Source organism: Gaetbulibacter sp. S0825 (assembly GCF_011777505.1).
Classification (GTDB): Bacteria; Bacteroidota; Bacteroidia; order Flavobacteriales; family Flavobacteriaceae; genus Pontimicrobium.
In genome coordinates this window covers 474,746-491,437 of sequence record NZ_JAATJT010000003.1, presented here as the reverse complement: position 1 = coordinate 491,437, position 16,692 = coordinate 474,746, and the positions used below count along the sequence as shown (strand labels likewise).

Here is a 16,692-nt window from a genome sequence, read left to right as displayed (position 1 = left end):
TAATTTTTTGTTAAATAAAGTTTACTGTTTTATTTCAGAGAGTTTTTCAATGCGCTTAGTATTAGCTTTAATGGCTTCTTGTGTAAACCAAGCATCTCGCATTTCTTTTTTTGAAAACAATTCTAATTGGTCGCCGTTATGTGGTGAATTTTTTTGTGTAGCATTGCCGTAGCTTAAAAGTACTTTAGCTTTTACTTGCTCGTCAAATTCAATTATGCTTACCCATGAGTCACCTCCGCCAATATACATATAGTCATCGTCTGCGCTTCCAGGCCATGCAACTCTAAACACTCCTAGAGACCCATCAATACCATTTCCTGGTAAGTTTTTACCATTGTAATTTATTTTATAATAATCTCCCCAAGGTGTTTCTAAGCTTCCAAATTTAGTTTCAATCTCAATTGCTACTTGTTCTAAAAGACTTACGGCACGTTCAGGATTTGACAAACCATCAGGGGTTGTATTAGGTTTTTCCATAGACCAAGATTCTATATAGTTTGAATTTCTCCAAACATTAAATTTGTTAGACCAATTATAAAAAAGGAGCATGCCTTTGCTATCGGCATCAGCCTCTCGATCCCAATTTTCTAATACTATTTTTGCTTCTTTTGCTTTTTCTGAATCTGAAGCGTCTATAGCTGCAAATAAATCATCTAAAATTCTATCGGCAAACTCTAATCTTGTCGAAAGCTTATATTCTACGAGTTCCTCAAACGTAATGGATTCGTCTTCTATAAGCATTCTTGCGGAACGTTGTGGTCTAAACGGCATATATTGAGGTGCCATGTACCCAGGATAATCATCAGGATTTAATGTCATTGGTATTGTGCTCGTCCAAGGCGGATCGTTAGCGTTTTGCAGCCAACCATCTTTTGGATTTTTAACTTTTGGTAAATCTTGATAGCTATGAACTTCTGTCCAAATATCGGCACTTTTTCCACCAGGAATTATTCTATCCCAATAACTCCAAGCATCTTCATTTCGTTTAGGAACCAAACCATTAAACAGGTAAAATATTTCACCTTGTTTATCGGCATACATCACATTCCAAAATGGAATTTGAGCCATTTTTAAAGCAGACTCAAATTCGTTAAAATTGTTGCTGTTTATCATTCGCCACCATTGCAAAAACATATTTGGTCTGTCTAAACCTACCATACGTAAAGCAAGAACTTTATCATCTTTTTTATTTACAACAGGGCCATGAATGGTTTTTAACAACGGAATTTCTTGATTAATTAAAGAACCATTTTCCTGTTTTATTTTTATTGTTTTATTTGAAGCTTCAAATTGTTTTACTTCACCATCCAATACATAGCCACCATCTTTTAGTTCTAGTTCATAAGTGTCGGCATTATCTATGGTATTATCTGTATGACTCCAACCAAGATTCTCGTTAAAACCTATGGCAATTCCTGGAAAACCAACAAGTGTTGTCCCATACATGTTTTTTCCTCCAAGATTTAGATTAGATTCAAAAAATAAAAATTCTTGAAACCAAGGTAAATGCGGATTTTGAACCAACATAGCGTTACCTGATGTCGAACGCTTTGGACCAATAGCATAGGCATTACTTCCCATATCTGGCCACTCTTGCACAAGACCTAAATCATTTCCACCAATAAAACGTGTAAAAATAACGTACATACTATGCATGTTCACGTCTTTTGAGGTTAATGGCAAAACGACTTTATTTTTATCATCAATAGTTTCAGGATTGGCTTGTGCATAGGCATTCATGCCATCCACAAACGCTTGGTACATTGTTTTTATTTCTGGGTCTTGTTGAGTTTTCCATTCTTCTGCTAATTCTTCAAAACCAAGTGTGTGAATAAGCATATCATTTTGCAGCTTACTTTGTCCCCAATATTCTGCACCTTTTCCTCTAGAGCTTCCATAAAGTTCTAAAATAAGGTTAGCATGATTATTCATTTGTGCCCAACCTTGCTGGAAGAATAAATCTTCAACAGTATCAGCGTAAATATGCGGTACACCCCAAGTGTCCCAAACAATTTGGGCTTCTTGCGTTTCTTGAGATTTACAGGAAACATTGAGGATAAATAAAGATATAATGAGTACTATTTCTATTTTCTTCATAGAACTTTTTTATTAATAACCAATGGCTGCACCTTCAGGTCTTGAAGAATCTGCAGCACCAGTGATAATGTTGTTTTTGGCATCGTAAGTAATTCCCATTAATGCTCCTAAGCCTCCTGTTGCACGTAAAGTATGCCCCATAGCTTCAAGTGCTTTACGAGTATCTGGCGACATTAAGTGGCGTTCGTATTGTAAAACATCTGGTGACCATTGGTGATGAATTTTCATGGCTTCAATGGCTTTGTCTATTCGCATATCGAACTCTAAAACATTTAGAGTAGTTTGAAAAACGGTGTTAATAATGGTTCGTCCTCCTGGGCTTCCAATAAGTAAATAGGGTTTGCCATCTTTTGCGACTATGGTTGGCGTCATACTAGATAACATACGTTTTTGAGGTGCTATTAAATTGGGCTTAGTACCAATTTGCCAACCAGAAGTTGTGACTCCAGGAACCGGATTGAAATCGCCCATTTCATTATTAAAAATGAATCCAAGTTCTTTGGAACCCATTTTTACACCGTAGCTATTTTCTAGCGTGTATGTCATAGAAATAGCATTTCCATCTTTATCAATAACCGAAAAGTGAGTCGTATTTTTACCATCGTAAATTTGTCCGAATTTAGAAGAGTCACTTACGGAAGCTCTCTCCATGTTTAGGTTCTCAAAACGATTTTTTGCGTGTTTTTTAGATAACAATCGGTCTATAGGCATATCTGGATTAAAATCTGGGTCACCTAAATGTTCAGCCCTATCAGCATAGGCGCGACGCATTGCCTCAGCAACTACATGTACATATTCAGTAGAGTTAAACTCAATGTTTTCCCAATCTACCAATTCCATAGTATTCATCATTTGTATAAGTGTTGCACCACCAGAACTTGGAGGCGGCATTCCATATATATCATAGCCTTTGTAAGTGCCTTTTACTGGTTTACGCTCAATGGCATCATATTTTTCTAAGTCTTCGGTAGTAATAATACCACCATTGGCTTTCATATAACTTTCAATCTTTTTGGCAACTTTTCCTTTGTAAAAACCATCACGACCTTTATCTCGAATTTGTTTTAAAGTATTTGCCAACGCTTGTTGTTTCCAAACTTCATTTGGTTGTGTAATTTCTCCTTTATCATTGTTGAAATAAGTTGCCATAAAAGGATAATCAGCTTCTTGTCTTTTAAAATTTAACGCATTACCGTATAACGTCCAATTGAATTCAAACCCTTTTTCTGCCAAATCAACAGCTGGTTGTACTAAATCTTTCCATGGAAGTTTGCCGTATTTTTGATGCGCTAAGTAGAGTCCTGCAACTGTGCCAGGAACGCCAACAGCTAACAAACCTTTATGGTTACTGTTGTCTTTTATATTTCCGTTTTCATCTAGAAACATGGTTTCGGAAGACGCCAAAGGTGCTTTTTCTCTAAAATCTATCGTGGTTGCTTCTCCTTCGCTATTTAAAAATACTATAAAACCTCCACCACCAATATTTCCGGCGGTAGGATGTGTTACTGTTAAAGCAAAAGCAGTTGCAATAGTTGCATCTACTGCATTACCACCTTGTTTTAAAACATCAACACCTGTTTGAGAAGCTATTTTACTAGCTGACACAACCATGCCGTTCTTGGCGTAAGTTTGGGCTACGAGTTGTGAAGTTGTTAGTAAAAAAATAAGAGTCAATAAAGAAAAGATGAACTGTTTGAAATGTAATTTCATATTAAATGGTGTTTGTGAAAAATGATAATGCTAAAGTTAAACTTTTTTGAATATTAAAATAGAAATTTTGTATTGGGACTTAATTTATTTTAAAGCCTAATACGGGATTTAAGTTTTCATAAAGTGTAAGTATATCGCTAGTATTATTACAATAAATAATTGCGTTATAAGTGTCTTCAGTGTTTTTAAAGACTTTTAGACTTTTAACATACTTGTCTCCAGAGAGTTTATAGAAAAGATTATTCTTTTCTCCTTTTTGTTTGAAACTTAAAACTATTCGTCGTTTAGACACTTTTAAATTGCCTTTTTGTTGCTCATTTAAAACTAGATCACTATTAAAGTAATGCGTGTAAAAAATCGGCTTTTCATAAAACGATTCTAAGCTTATTGTTTTGTTAAGTAATTGCCATTCTTTTAGTTTAGGATAATGAGAAGTAATGAAGTGTTCTGGATTTGTAAGGAAGAAAAAATCATTAAAATCATTAACCCAATCCCCAGAAATATCATCTATAAAACCATTTGCCCAACCAACATCCACTAGTTGCCACTTGCCATCTATTTTTATGACATTCCAAGCATGGTTCTTTGTTTTTTTATTAGAGTTAATTTCTGAAGGACGAACTTTAGCTATACCATTAACTATTTTAGACTCTAAGTCTAATAGCTCACATAATTCTACAAACATTGCACTATAGCCTTCGCAAAGTGCTTTTTTAGTCATTAACGCCATTTTTACTTTACGCTTTAAACGTGCTTTTACATGTCTTTCATAATCTTTTTCAGAGAAATACATAAATGTGTTAAAAACCTTAGGTTTTCTAGTAGTTTCTATATCATAATCAATATTATTGGCAATCCACACGTAGGCAGCTCTAGCTTTATTGATATCAGTTTTAAAATCTTTTTTAATTCTTTCACTTAAAGTTTCCAAGTTTGAATAAGATGGATAATCACCAACTACTTTATCAACTAATTCGTAGTTTTGAGAAAATGCTGTAGTGCAGATGAAAAAGAAATAAAAAATTAGATTACGCATAAAGTAAATATACCAAAAAATCACATTGAAGCCAGTAGACACTTATTTTTTTAATCAAAATGAACCTTATCAATCTATTATGCTTTATGTAAGAAGTGTGATATTAAAAACCTTGCCTGATGTTATTGAACGTTGTAGCTATAACATTCCTTTTTATAATATTGGTAAAAAGCCTATGCTATATCTCAATGTTCTAAAAGGTAAGGATTATGTAGATGTAGCTTTTGTACATGGAATCGTTTTTGAAAAAGAATTTCCAATTCTAAGAAATGATAATAACCGTAAACAAGTACGCTCAATTCAACTTAGAACTATTGAAGATTTAGATGAACTACTATTTGTTGAGCTACTTAAAGTAGCAGCAATTCAAACCAAAAAAAAGAAGAGAGCATGGCTTTTAGATAGTTAAATTATAAACTATTTATGGTTTTCCTAATAGCCACCAAATTAGTCAGTAATTGCTCTAAATTATCTAAATGTAGCATATTAGCGCCATCACTTTTGGCGTTAGCTGGATCAAAATGGGTTTCAATAAATAAACCATCTACATTGTTTACAATACCAGCTCTGGCAATGGTTTCAATCATGTCTGGTCGTCCTCCAGTAACACCTATGTTTTGATTAGGTTGTTGTAAAGAGTGTGTCACATCTAAAACGGTTGGCGCATATTGACGCATAGTAGGAATACCTCTAAAGTCAACAATCATGTCTTGGTAACCAAACATAGTGCCTCTATCTGTAATCCACGCTTTGTCGTTCCCAGCATCTTTTACTTTTTGCACTGCATGTTTCATGGCTTCAGGACTCATAAATTGTCCTTTTTTCAAGTTAACAACTTTACCTGTTTTAGCTGCCGCAACTACCAAATCAGTTTGGCGAACTAAAAAGGCTGGAATCTGTAACACATCAACATATTGTGCTGCCATGTTTGCATCCGATACTTCGTGAATATCTGTAACTGTTGGAACATCAAATGTTTTAGACACTTTTTTTAATATTTCAAGTGCTTTTTTATCTCCAATGCCTGTAAAACTATCAATGCGGCTTCTATTGGCTTTTTTAAAACTACCTTTAAAAATAAAAGGGATTTCTAATTTGTTAGTAATGCCAACTACTTTTTCAGCAATTTGCATCGCCATATCTTCATCTTCAATGGCACATGGGCCAGCTAACAAAAAGAAATTGTTTGAATTAGTATGTTTTATTTTTGGAATATCTTGAAGATTCATTGGCTTAAAAATTTTAAGCTGTAAAGTTACATATTAAATACGTTTCTTTCTAGAATTTCTTATAATCCAAAACATCAACGAAAAATTTATAGTTACTAAAAGACCTGTAAATAATATAGTTTGTTTGGTTTGATTATCAAGCACAAAAAGTGTTGTAATAAATTCTAATACTGTATACCAAAACAGAGCAACACTAACAAAATACACATAGTGATTAATCTTATAAAATTTCATAATTCTATTTTTTAAATTTTAAAGAGAGGTTAGTGGTATTTAGATTAACGTACTTAATATTCTAAAATTATAGGAGTATTTAATAATAACATATTTTTAACTATATTATAAAATAAACAGTACCTTTGCACGCGCAAAATAAGGCACTATTATGGCTAATATTAAAAACATTGCAATTATTGCACACGTAGACCACGGTAAAACTACTTTGGTAGATAAAATTATGTACCATTGTCAGTTATTTCGTGAAAACGAAAATACAGGAGATTTAATTCTTGATAATAACGATTTAGAACGTGAACGCGGTATTACCATTACATCTAAAAATGTATCGGTTGTTTACAAGGACACTAAAATTAATATTATTGATACACCTGGTCACGCCGATTTTGGAGGAGAAGTAGAGCGTGTACTTAATATGGCTGATGGTGTGTTGTTATTAGTAGATGCATTTGAAGGACCAATGCCACAAACACGTTTTGTATTGCAAAAAGCTATTGATTTAGGGTTAAAGCCATGCGTAGTTGTCAATAAGGTTGATAAAGAAAACTGTACACCTGATGAAGTTCACGAAAAAGTGTTTGACTTAATGTTTGAGCTTGGAGCAGAGGAGTGGCAGCTAGACTTCCCTACAGTTTATGGTTCTGCTAAAAACAACTGGATGAGTGACGATTGGCAAAACGAAACTGATAATATAGAGCCATTATTAGATATGGTTATTGAACATATTCCTGCTCCAAAAATTGAAGAAGGAACTACACAAATGTTAATTACTTCTTTAGATTTTTCTTCATTTACTGGACGAATTGCCATTGGACGTTTAACACGAGGCGAATTAAAAGTTGGTCAAAATATTTCTTTGGTTAAAAGAGATGGAAGTATTGTGAAATCAAAAATAAAAGAGCTACACACTTTTGAAGGTCTAGGGCGTTTAAAAGTTGAAGAAGTTCAAACGGGTGATATTTGTGCTATTGTAGGATTAGAAGGATTCGAAATTGGTGATACTATTGCCGATTTAGAAAACCCAGAAGGGTTAAAAACCATAGCTATTGACGAGCCAACTATGAGTATGTTATTTACCATTAACGATTCACCATTTTTTGGTAAAGATGGTAAGTTTGTAACATCTCGACATATAAAAGAACGCTTAGATAAAGAGCTTGAAAAGAATTTAGCGCTTCGTGTTAATGCAACCGATAGTGCCGATAAGTTTCTTGTTTTTGGTCGTGGTGTTTTGCATTTATCTGTATTAATCGAAACGATGCGTCGTGAAGGTTACGAGCTTCAAATTGGGCAGCCACAAGTTATTATTAAAGAAATTGATGGTGTAAAATGTGAGCCTGTAGAAGAAATGACTATTGATTTACCTGAATCTGTTTCAGGAAAAGCGATAGAAATGGTAACCATGCGTAAAGGAGAGATGTTGAGTATGGAAGCAAAAGGCGACCGAATGGTGTGTGAATTTATGGTGCCATCAAGAGGTATTATAGGCTTACGTAACCAGTTATTAACTGCTACAGCAGGTGAGGCCATTATGGCTCACCGTTTTAAAGAATATCAGCCAATAAAAGGAGGTATTCCTGAACGCCAAAACGGATCTTTGGTATCTATGGAAAAAGGACAAGCCATTCCTTATTCGATTGATAAATTACAAGATAGAGGTAGGTTTTTTGTAGATCCAGGCGAAGATATTTATGAAGGTCAGGTTATTGGTGAAAACTCTCGTGGCGATGATATGACTGTAAATGTTACTAAAACAAAAAAGTTAAGTAACGTTCGTTCTTCTGGTGCTGATGATAAGGCAAAAATTGTTCCTGCTATTAAATTTTCATTAGAAGAAGCATTGGAATATATTCAAAAAGATGAGTATGTTGAGGTTACGCCAAATCATTTGCGTTTACGTAAAGTGTTATTAAAAGAAGTTGATAGAAAGCGTAATAAAAGTATCTAAATGGATATTTTAGGAATTTCTTTAACCGATTGGGTTGGATATGCAGCTATGTTTGCATTGTTGGTGTCGTTTATAATGAAGGATGTGAAAAACCTTCGTATAATTAACTCTGTAGGTTGTGGCTTATTCGTTGTTTACGGTTTCATGTTAAGTACGTCTTGGCCGATTGTAATAACGAATTCAGCAATTATTTGTATCAACTTCTATTATTTGTTTATCAAGAAATAGGGCCTTTTTCAATTAAATAAATACTTTTGTTGGTATATTATAAGAAAAACGCACCTAGATATTAAACCTAAAGATTTTTTTCAAACTATTAGAGTGCAACATTGGATAAAAAACACATTTGTTTTTTTACCAATGTTTTTTAATAAGCAATTCTATTATTTTGATACAATATTATTAGGTTTATTGGCATTTATTTCCTTTTCACTTATATCAAGCGCTGTTTATTGTTTTAATGATATTGTTGATGTTGATTTCGATAAAAATCATATTGATAAAAAAAACAGGCCATTAGCAAAAGGTACAATAACCAAAGCTTTTGCAAAAAGAATAGCAATTTCATTTTTTCTTTTTGGAATAATCCTAGGGTCTTTTCTTATAAATAAAGAATTTGTTTTCGTTTTAGTTCTATATTTTATTCTAAATATTGGTTACACATTCGGGTTAAAAAAAATTATTGTTTTAGATATACTAATGATAAGTTTTGGTTTCGTGCTTCGGGTTTTGGCTGGAGGAGTTGCAACAGAAACACCGTTAACCTATTGGATATTAATTATGGTTTTTCTATTAGCCATATTCCTTACATTAGGTAAAAGACGCGATGAAGTATTGTTTTTTAATGATACAAATATTTTGGTTAGAGAAAATATTGAATATTATAATATTAAGATAATTGACAAGTTTTTGTATGGAATTGCTACACTTCTAATAATCTTGTATATAATTTATAGTTTTTCAAAAAATGCCATTAATAATTATGGGAGTGACTATATTTTTATTACAGCTATTTTTGTAATTGCCGGAATGATAAGGTATTTTAATCTAATTTTGAGAAGATTAAACTCTGCTAATCCAACTAAAATTTTATGGAGCGATAATGTCATGCAATTGATAGTTTTAGGATGGATTTTATGCTTTTGTTTTTTTATTTATTTTTAATTGAATGAGTAATTATCTAGAAAACATCAAAATTTTTAAAAATGTTCCATTAATACTGGGGCTTTTATTTTGTGTTTTCGCCTTGTTATCTTTTCAAGGTTTTGATGTTTGTGACGAAGGTTGGTATCTTTCTTTTTACCAGCAAATTTTTGATAATCCGGAAACAGTCGAATATAATTTTGTTTTTTGGCTCACAGGAATCATTGGAGGTACTTGGTATAAAATATTCCCTAATGGCGGCATAGTCTCTTTTAGAATATTGGCACTTATAATCAACCTGGGGACTTTTATAATTTCTTATAAAGTTTTAAAGTCATTTATTAAAAAGGAAATAGTCCTTTTAGGCTTAGTAATGATTTTTTTTATTAATGACTTTGCGTTATTGGCATTTTACTATAATCATCTATCTAGTCTTCTAGCGGTAATTGTTATTTGGTTGTTATCATCAGGATTGAGAAAAAATAATTGGTTGCTAATATTTTTTGCAGGATTAGTTACAGCTGCTAATATTTTTGCAAGACTTCCAAATATTACATTATTTAGTTTCATCTTAGTTTTTCCTGCTCAGTATTTACTGGATAGTCATGATAAAAGTTTAAAAACATGCATAAATAATATGCTGTATTATTCTTTTGGTGCAATATTGGGTTTTGTAATAAGTTATTTTGCATTGTTAGCGTTTGGTCATCTTGATATATTTAAAAATGCTGTTCTAGGTATTATTGATAAAGGAGGTGAACAAGATAGTAACCATAACATTTTTAGGTTATTTAAAGTGTATAAATCAGAATATGCAGGGGTTTTATTAACAGCCTTAAAATTGGTCGTTATTTTTGGAGTATATGGTGCTATTAATAGTTATAAAAATAAAAGTATCGTATTAAAATATGGTTTGCTTTTAGTAACACTTACAGCTTTTTCTTATTTAATTTATTCTCAAAATATAAATATAATGTATGCCTGTGGACTCTTTGGTACTTTGGCGACTATACTTTCTAAGACAGTAGATATTCAAATAAGGTTATTGGCATTACTATCGCTGCTGTTTATGGTGTTTTTGCCATTTGGCAGCGATGGTGGCATACATAATGCAGGCTATGTGAGTTTATGGTTTTCACTACCATTTTTCTTCTGGTATATATTGAATATTAATGATATCGAATTTAGCTTGAAGAGCTTTAATTCGTTAAGTAATATTTCTATCAATCATAATGTAATTAAACAAGTTATTGCTGTTTTTATTCTGGCTTTTTTTATTACCAAGATTTATAAAATGAGTAACACTAGTTATTTTGATTATGGTAGCAGATTAAATAAAGTGCATATAATAAACAGTAATTTGGCCAACACCTACACAACACATAAAAGGGCAACTATTATCAATGATTTATTAGGTGAATTGCAAGATTTTGTTCAAGAGGATGATTACCTTTTGGCTTTTGATAATATCCCAATGATAAACTACTTAACAAAAACAAAGCCCTATATGGGAAATTCTTGGGTTTGGGTATATGATAGCTATACATTTGAAAGAAAACTAATGCAAGCTGAGAGTGAAATTGACGCGCTACCTCTTGTAGTACAGCAAAAATTTGAAACCATAGGAGGCTTTTCTGAGCCAATAAAAGACTATATGGATGAAACCAAGGAAGAAAATTATCTTTATAAAAGAGGTAGAGTAAAAGCCATGAATGCTTTCCTTAAGAGGAATCACTATGTCGTAGTGTGGAGTAATGATTATTTTGATATTTTAAAACCAAACTCAAATTAGTATAACTTTGAAAACGATTGTTGCTTTTGATTTTGATGGTACACTCACAAAAAAGGATTCCTTTATTGAGTTTATTAAATTTTGTAAAGGCACTACTATTTTCTTTTTGAATTTACCATATTTAGCCTTTTTATGGCTTGCTGCTAAATTGAGAATTATTACTGTAGATGGTGCAAAAGAGAAGGTGTTTTACCGTTTTTTTAAAGGACTATCAATCAATGAGTTTAATTTAAAAAGTAGAAGTTTTTCTAGTAAAATTGACCTATTTTTACGTCAAGAAGCCTTACAAACGATTAATTCGTTTAAAAAACCCAATCATGAAATAATAATTGTTAGTGCTTCAATTGAGAATTGGATTAAACCATGGGCAGTTAAAAATGGAATTGATGATGTTGTTGCCACACAAATTGAAGTTGATAAGGATGGATTTTTAACAGGGTGTTTCCTTTCAAAAAATTGTAAAGGAAAAGAAAAAGTGCTGAGAATTTTAAATAAATTTCCCAATAGAGAATCATATAAATTAATTTCGTTTGGGAATAGTAAAGGGGATAAAGAACTTATTGAGTATTCAAATAAGGGATATATGAACTCTATTAGATAATTAAAAACTGTTATCTAAATATGAACTTGTTTACGAAAGTATAGTATGAGTAATAGTGTTTATAATTGTTTAAAGTACACTTCAAAATATTTTGATGAATGGAATAATTTTGTTTCTAAATCAAAAAATGCTACTTTTTTATTTTACCGTGATTTTATTGAGTACCATAATGATAGATTTCATGATTTTTCATTATTGGTTTTTAAAGATGAAGTGCTAATTGCAATTTTCCCAGCCAATAAAGACAAAGAGAATGTGTATTCACATCAAGGATTAACTTATGGAGGGCTCATTCTTAGTGATGAAATAGCTTTTAAAGATGTATTACTGGTTTATAAGGAACTTTTAAAATTTCTTCATAATAAAGCGATTAGCCAGCTTCATATAAAACTTCTGCCAAAAATCTATAACACGTTGCCTAGTGATGAAATGAATTATTTGCTTTTTAAGACTAAAGCCAAATTAACCCGAAGAGATATAACCTCTGTTATTGATGCTAAATATAAATTATCAATTCAGTCTTCAAACAGAAAAAGAGGTTTAAAGAAAGCTAAGTCTCACAATTTGGAGATTCGAGAAATAAATAATTTTGAAGACTTTTGGAATGAAATTTTAATTCCAAATCTTAAAAAAAGACATCTAACAAATCCAGTACATTCACTAGAGGAAATCACCTTTCTTAAATCTAAATTTCTAAAGCAAATTAGGCAATTTAATGTTTTTAGTGATGGCGAAGTCGTCGCTGGAGCTACGATATTTGACACAAAACATGTAGCACACGTGCAGTATATTTCGGCTAACGATGATAAACAAAAACTTGGAAGTTTAGATGTGCTTTTTCACCATCTAATAAATGATGTTTTTAAAACCAAGAAGTATTTTGATTTTGGCATTTCCAATATCAATCAAGGAAAGCAAATTAATGAAGGCTTATTGTCATGGAAAGAATCTTTTGGTGCTAGAACTATTGTGCATGAGTTTTATAAAGTAGACACGAAAAATTATGTAGAACTTAATTCAGTTTTTATATGATATGTTTTATGGATTTGCATAGTGTTAATGTGCGATTTGATAAGGAATTTAGAGCAGCTTACGTTAAATTTTTAGCTTCAGGAAGATATATTTTAGGCGATGAGGTAGATGCTTTTGAAACTAATTTCGCAAATTATTGTGGCACTAAATTTTGTATTGGTACTGCAAATGGTTTAGACGCATTAACAATAATTTTTAAAGCGTATATAGAGCTTGGTTTATTACAAAAAGGTGATGAAGTAATTGTTCCTGCAAACACTTATATAGCATCTATATTGGCTATTATTCATTCTGGATTAAATCCAGTATTGGTAGAGCCAGATGAGAAGTCTTTTAATATTTCTCCTACTAAAATTGAGGATGCCATCACATGGAAAACTAGAGCAATAATGGTGGTCCATTTATATGGTCAGCTTGCAGATGTTGAGGCAATAAAAAAAATATCAATTAAGCATAATTTGTTGTCAATAGAGGATACTGCTCAAGCACATGGAGCAGTTAATGGTGAAGGAATAAAAGCAGGAAATTTTGGTGATGCAGCTGGGTTTAGTTTCTACCCAAGTAAGAATCTAGGAGCATTAGGTGATGGAGGCTGTGTTACTACTAATAATAAAGAGTTAGCGAACATGATTCGCAAATTGAGTAATTATGGAACTGATTCAAAATATGTAAATGAAGTTAAAGGTTTCAATTCTAGATTGGATGAAATTCAAGCCATGTTCTTGAATATTAAATTACCTTTTCTTGACTCGGATAATAAACGTAGAATAGAAATAGCAAAACAATATACCTTAGGAATAACTTCTCTTAAAATATTATTACCTAGTTTATCAGAAAAAGGAAATCATGTGTTTCATCAATTTGTGGTGAGAGTAAAAGATAGGGATGCTTTTGTAGATTATTTAAATAGAAATGGAGTAGAGACAATAATCCATTACCCAATTCCGCCCCACAAACAAAAAGCATTAGAAGAATTTTCATATTTGAGTTTTCCTATTACAGAGAAAATCCATAAAACAGTTGTAAGTTTGCCTTTGTACCCAACAATGACAAACCAAGATGTGCAAACAATAATAGAACTTTTAAATGCCTACTAATTGAAAAAGTTAATTAAATATATTAATAGTAAAGTCTTAGTTAAAGTTGCTTGGTTGCATTCTGCAACAGTATTGACTAAAATTATTTCAGGTTTTTTGACCACCAAATTCATTGCCATTTTTATTGGCGCTGAGGGAATGGCGTTAATTGGAAACTTAAGGAGCTTTTTTACCTCAATTCAAACCTTTGCAACCGTTGGACTTTATAATGGCGTCGTAAAATATATAGGCGAGTTTAAGGAAGATGCGGCCAAGTTGAGTAAAACGATTTCTACAGCCTACTATTTAGGTTTTTTTGCTACTATTTTAGTGAGTTTAATGTGTTATTATAATGCCGAAAGAGTTAATATATTTTTGTTTTCTGATAATTACGATTTTGCATATATCATAAAAATAATGGCATTGGCAATCCCTTTCTATGCCTTAAATATGTTTTGTTTTTCCATTATGAATGGGTTTTCGAAGTATAAAATCCTTTTGGTTATCAATATTATTGGACAAATCATGGGATTGGGAGTGACCTTACTATTAATATGGAAAAATAATATAGATGGAGCACTTATTTCGGTAGTTATTTCGCCATCGCTTATCTTTTTAATTACACTTGTGGGTATTTTAAATAGGCGAAATTTAATTAACCAAATTAAGGTTGAAAACATAGATTTTCAATGGATTAAAAAACTTGGTCCATTTGCACTCATTGCTTTGGTGACTGGTATTGCATTGCCTTTAGTAACTATTGGTATTAGAAATTATATAATTACTAATGAAGGTATGAACAGTGCTGGTTATTGGGAAGCAATGAATAGAATTTCAACCTATTATTTAATGTTTGTAAATTCTATAATGGCGCTTTATTTTCTACCAAGATTTGCTGAAATTAAAGAAAAAAAGGAATTTAGAGCTGAAATAACTAGTTTTTATAAAAATATAGCACCTGTTTTTGGTTTAGGACTTTTGGTAATTTACTTACTCAAACCCTTTATAATTATGCTATTTTTAACAGACGATTTCTTGCCCGTTAAAGAGTTGTTTGGATGGCAATTATTAGGAGATTTTGTGAAAATTCTATCCGTTTTAATAGCTTATAATTTTATTGCCAAAAAGATGTTTTGGCACTTTATTATAACAGAGCTATTTTTAGTATTTATAACTTATTTTACGAGTTTATATTTTGTGGATATGTATGGTGTTGTAGGAGCAAACATGGCGCATTTTGTTAGTTATGTTTTGTATTTTATAATTATAGTAATAATTTTTAGCAGTTCTCTATTTGGTGTAATTCCTGAACATGAAGAGTGAAAATTCATATCGAGATATTTTAAAAACTACATCTTTATTTAGTGGTGTTCAGGTTTTAGGTGTTTTTATTTCTATAGCAAAATCGAAATTAGCAGCTATGCTTATTGGTCCAGCGGGAGTAGGTATAGTAGGTGTTTTAAACTCTACTTTAAATGTTATCATCGGTTTTTCTAAACTAGGCCTGGATGTAAGTGCCGTAAAGGAGATTTCAGCTTTATATGATAAAGATGAAAAGAAAGTATTAAGAATAGTAAGTGTCCTAAAAAGGTTGTGCTGGATTACTGGATTACTGGGAGCTGTTATCACATTTGTATTGTCTCCTTGGTTAAGCAAATTAGCTTTTGAAGATTCATCGCATACAGTATCTTTTATGCTTTTGTCCGTTGCTGTGTTATTCAATCAACTCACAGTTGGAAATCTTGCAATTTTACAAGGATTAAGAAGGTTAAAGAAATTGGCGAAAGCTTCATTATGGGGAAGTTTTTTTAGCCTAATAGTCATTATCCCATTGTATTATTATTATGGTATTAGTGGAATTGTTCCAGCTATTATCTTAATCTCATTTTTCACTTATATATTTTCTTGGATTTACACTAAAAAGGAGTTTGTAAACCAACCTAAACTTGCTGTAAAAGAAACTTTGAGCCAGGGAAAATCTATGATGAAGCTAGGCTTTGTTTTAAGCTTAGGAAGTCTTGCAACTGTTATAACTATTTATGCAATCCAAATCTTTATTACGAATAATGGAGGTGTAGATGAGGTAGGGTTTTACAATGCTGCTTTTATAATAATTAATGCTTATGTAGGTGTTGTTTTTAGTGCTATGAGTAAAGATTATTTTCCAAGATTATCTTCTATTGTTAACGAACAAAAAACTATGCTTAAGGTTGTAAATCAGCAAGCTTACGTAGCTATTTTATTGTTAACGCCTATTATAGTAATCTTTCTGGCATTTATTCCTACCATTATTAGTATACTTTTTACTAAAGAATTTATGCCAATTATTGGTATTCTAACCTTCGGAATTTTAGCCACAATATTTAAAGCAGTGTCTTGGTCTATGGGATATATACTTGTGGCTAAAGGAGATTCTAAACTTTATATAAAAACCGAAGTTGGTTTTAACGTGTTACTGCTAATAATGAGTGTTTTCGGGTATGTTTATGGTGGACTTACAGGTATTGGGATAGGTTATCTTGTGTATTATATTATATATCTTTTTGGAATAAAAATTATAACAAATAATAAATATCAATTTAAGTTTGAAAACGAATTTTATAAAATATTATTTATTTGTTTAATACTATGCTTTGGAACTTATTTGGCAACTTACATTGATAATTTATACATAAAATATGCAATACTGTTTGTTTTTATTGCTGCATCAAGTATTTTTAGCATTAATAGATTAGATAGAAAAACCGATTTAATTAAGCAAATAAAACAACGAATAACAAAAAGTAAGTAG

The 16,692-nt window shown here is 31.6% G+C and carries 14 protein-coding genes; 10 read left to right on the top strand and 4 right to left on the bottom strand.

All coding sequences use genetic code 11. The features are described 5' to 3' along the window. Positions 1 to 21: 21 nt before the first annotated feature. From HB672_RS13430 to HB672_RS13420, 3 genes are all read right to left on the bottom strand, one after another. Positions 22 to 2,097, bottom strand: coding sequence for an acylase (locus HB672_RS13430; protein ID WP_167770035.1), 2,076 nt, complete (start codon positions 2,095 to 2,097; stop codon positions 22 to 24). Positions 2,098 to 2,109: 12 nt separating this feature from the next. After that, positions 2,110 to 3,807, bottom strand: coding sequence for a gamma-glutamyltransferase (gene ggt, locus HB672_RS13425; RefSeq protein ID WP_167770034.1), 1,698 nt, complete (start codon positions 3,805 to 3,807; stop codon positions 2,110 to 2,112). A gap of 79 nt (positions 3,808 to 3,886) precedes the next feature. Beyond that, positions 3,887 to 4,843, bottom strand: a complete 957-nt coding sequence (locus HB672_RS13420; RefSeq protein WP_167770033.1) for a transglutaminase domain-containing protein — start codon at positions 4,841 to 4,843, stop codon at positions 3,887 to 3,889. 25 nt (positions 4,844 to 4,868) lie between these two features. On the opposite strand from HB672_RS13420, the gene HB672_RS13415 reads away from it, so the two are divergent. Continuing rightward, positions 4,869 to 5,252, top strand: a complete 384-nt coding sequence (locus HB672_RS13415; RefSeq protein ID WP_167770032.1) for a DUF1801 domain-containing protein — start codon at positions 4,869 to 4,871, stop codon at positions 5,250 to 5,252. A gap of 1 nt (position 5,253) precedes the next feature. On the opposite strand, the gene kdsA is transcribed toward HB672_RS13415, so the two are convergent. Then, complete coding sequence (kdsA, locus tag HB672_RS13410; protein ID WP_167770031.1) at positions 5,254 to 6,072, bottom strand: 3-deoxy-8-phosphooctulonate synthase; 819 nt, start codon at positions 6,070 to 6,072, stop codon at positions 5,254 to 5,256. A 385-nt stretch (positions 6,073 to 6,457) separates the two neighbouring features. Between kdsA and typA the strand changes: the two genes are divergently transcribed. From typA to HB672_RS13365, 9 genes are all read left to right on the top strand, one after another. Then, positions 6,458 to 8,257 (top strand): translational GTPase TypA, encoded by a 1,800-nt coding sequence (gene typA / locus HB672_RS13405; protein ID WP_167770030.1) that lies wholly within the window; start codon positions 6,458 to 6,460, stop codon positions 8,255 to 8,257. Beyond that, positions 8,258 to 8,485, top strand: a complete 228-nt coding sequence (locus tag HB672_RS13400) for a uroporphyrinogen decarboxylase (protein WP_167770029.1) — start codon at positions 8,258 to 8,260, stop codon at positions 8,483 to 8,485. Positions 8,486 to 8,578: 93 nt separating this feature from the next. After that, entirely contained in the window at positions 8,579 to 9,421 is an 843-nt protein-coding gene (locus HB672_RS13395) for a UbiA prenyltransferase family protein (RefSeq protein ID WP_167770028.1), read from the top strand. A gap of 4 nt (positions 9,422 to 9,425) precedes the next feature. Continuing rightward, positions 9,426 to 11,192, top strand: coding sequence for a hypothetical protein (locus HB672_RS13390; protein ID WP_167770027.1), 1,767 nt, complete (start codon positions 9,426 to 9,428; stop codon positions 11,190 to 11,192). 7 nt (positions 11,193 to 11,199) lie between these two features. Further along, on the top strand, positions 11,200 to 11,793 hold the full coding sequence (locus tag HB672_RS13385) for an HAD-IB family hydrolase (protein ID WP_167770026.1): 594 nt from the start codon (positions 11,200 to 11,202) through the stop codon (positions 11,791 to 11,793). A 45-nt stretch (positions 11,794 to 11,838) separates the two neighbouring features. Further along, positions 11,839 to 12,825, top strand: a complete 987-nt coding sequence (locus HB672_RS13380; protein WP_167770025.1) for a GNAT family N-acetyltransferase — start codon at positions 11,839 to 11,841, stop codon at positions 12,823 to 12,825. A gap of 8 nt (positions 12,826 to 12,833) precedes the next feature. Continuing rightward, positions 12,834 to 13,922, top strand: a complete 1,089-nt coding sequence (locus tag HB672_RS13375; protein ID WP_348272563.1) for a DegT/DnrJ/EryC1/StrS family aminotransferase — start codon at positions 12,834 to 12,836, stop codon at positions 13,920 to 13,922. Then, entirely contained in the window at positions 13,923 to 15,224 is a 1,302-nt protein-coding gene (locus HB672_RS13370) for an O-antigen translocase (protein ID WP_167770023.1), read from the top strand. Next, the gene (locus HB672_RS13365; protein WP_167770022.1) at positions 15,214 to 16,692 is read left to right on the top strand and encodes an oligosaccharide flippase family protein; all 1,479 of its coding nucleotides are present in this window, start codon (positions 15,214 to 15,216) and stop codon (positions 16,690 to 16,692) included. Before HB672_RS13370 ends, HB672_RS13365 begins: the two co-directional genes overlap by 11 nt.

Coding starts and splice junctions, on each gene's coding strand:
- HB672_RS13375 (WP_348272563.1), top strand. CDS start 12,834: ATGGATTTGCATAGTGTTAATGTGCGATTTGATAAGGAATTTAGAGCA.
- ggt (WP_167770034.1), bottom strand. CDS start 3,807: ATGAAATTACATTTCAAACAGTTCATCTTTTCTTTATTGACTCTTATT.
- HB672_RS13420 (WP_167770033.1), bottom strand. CDS start 4,843: ATGCGTAATCTAATTTTTTATTTCTTTTTCATCTGCACTACAGCATTT.
- HB672_RS13430 (WP_167770035.1), bottom strand. CDS start 2,097: ATGAAGAAAATAGAAATAGTACTCATTATATCTTTATTTATCCTCAAT.
- HB672_RS13400 (WP_167770029.1), top strand. CDS start 8,258: ATGGATATTTTAGGAATTTCTTTAACCGATTGGGTTGGATATGCAGCT.
- HB672_RS13365 (WP_167770022.1), top strand. CDS start 15,214: ATGAAGAGTGAAAATTCATATCGAGATATTTTAAAAACTACATCTTTA.
- HB672_RS13380 (WP_167770025.1), top strand. CDS start 11,839: ATGAGTAATAGTGTTTATAATTGTTTAAAGTACACTTCAAAATATTTT.
- HB672_RS13390 (WP_167770027.1), top strand. CDS start 9,426: ATGAGTAATTATCTAGAAAACATCAAAATTTTTAAAAATGTTCCATTA.
- typA (WP_167770030.1), top strand. CDS start 6,458: ATGGCTAATATTAAAAACATTGCAATTATTGCACACGTAGACCACGGT.
- kdsA (WP_167770031.1), bottom strand. CDS start 6,072: ATGAATCTTCAAGATATTCCAAAAATAAAACATACTAATTCAAACAAT.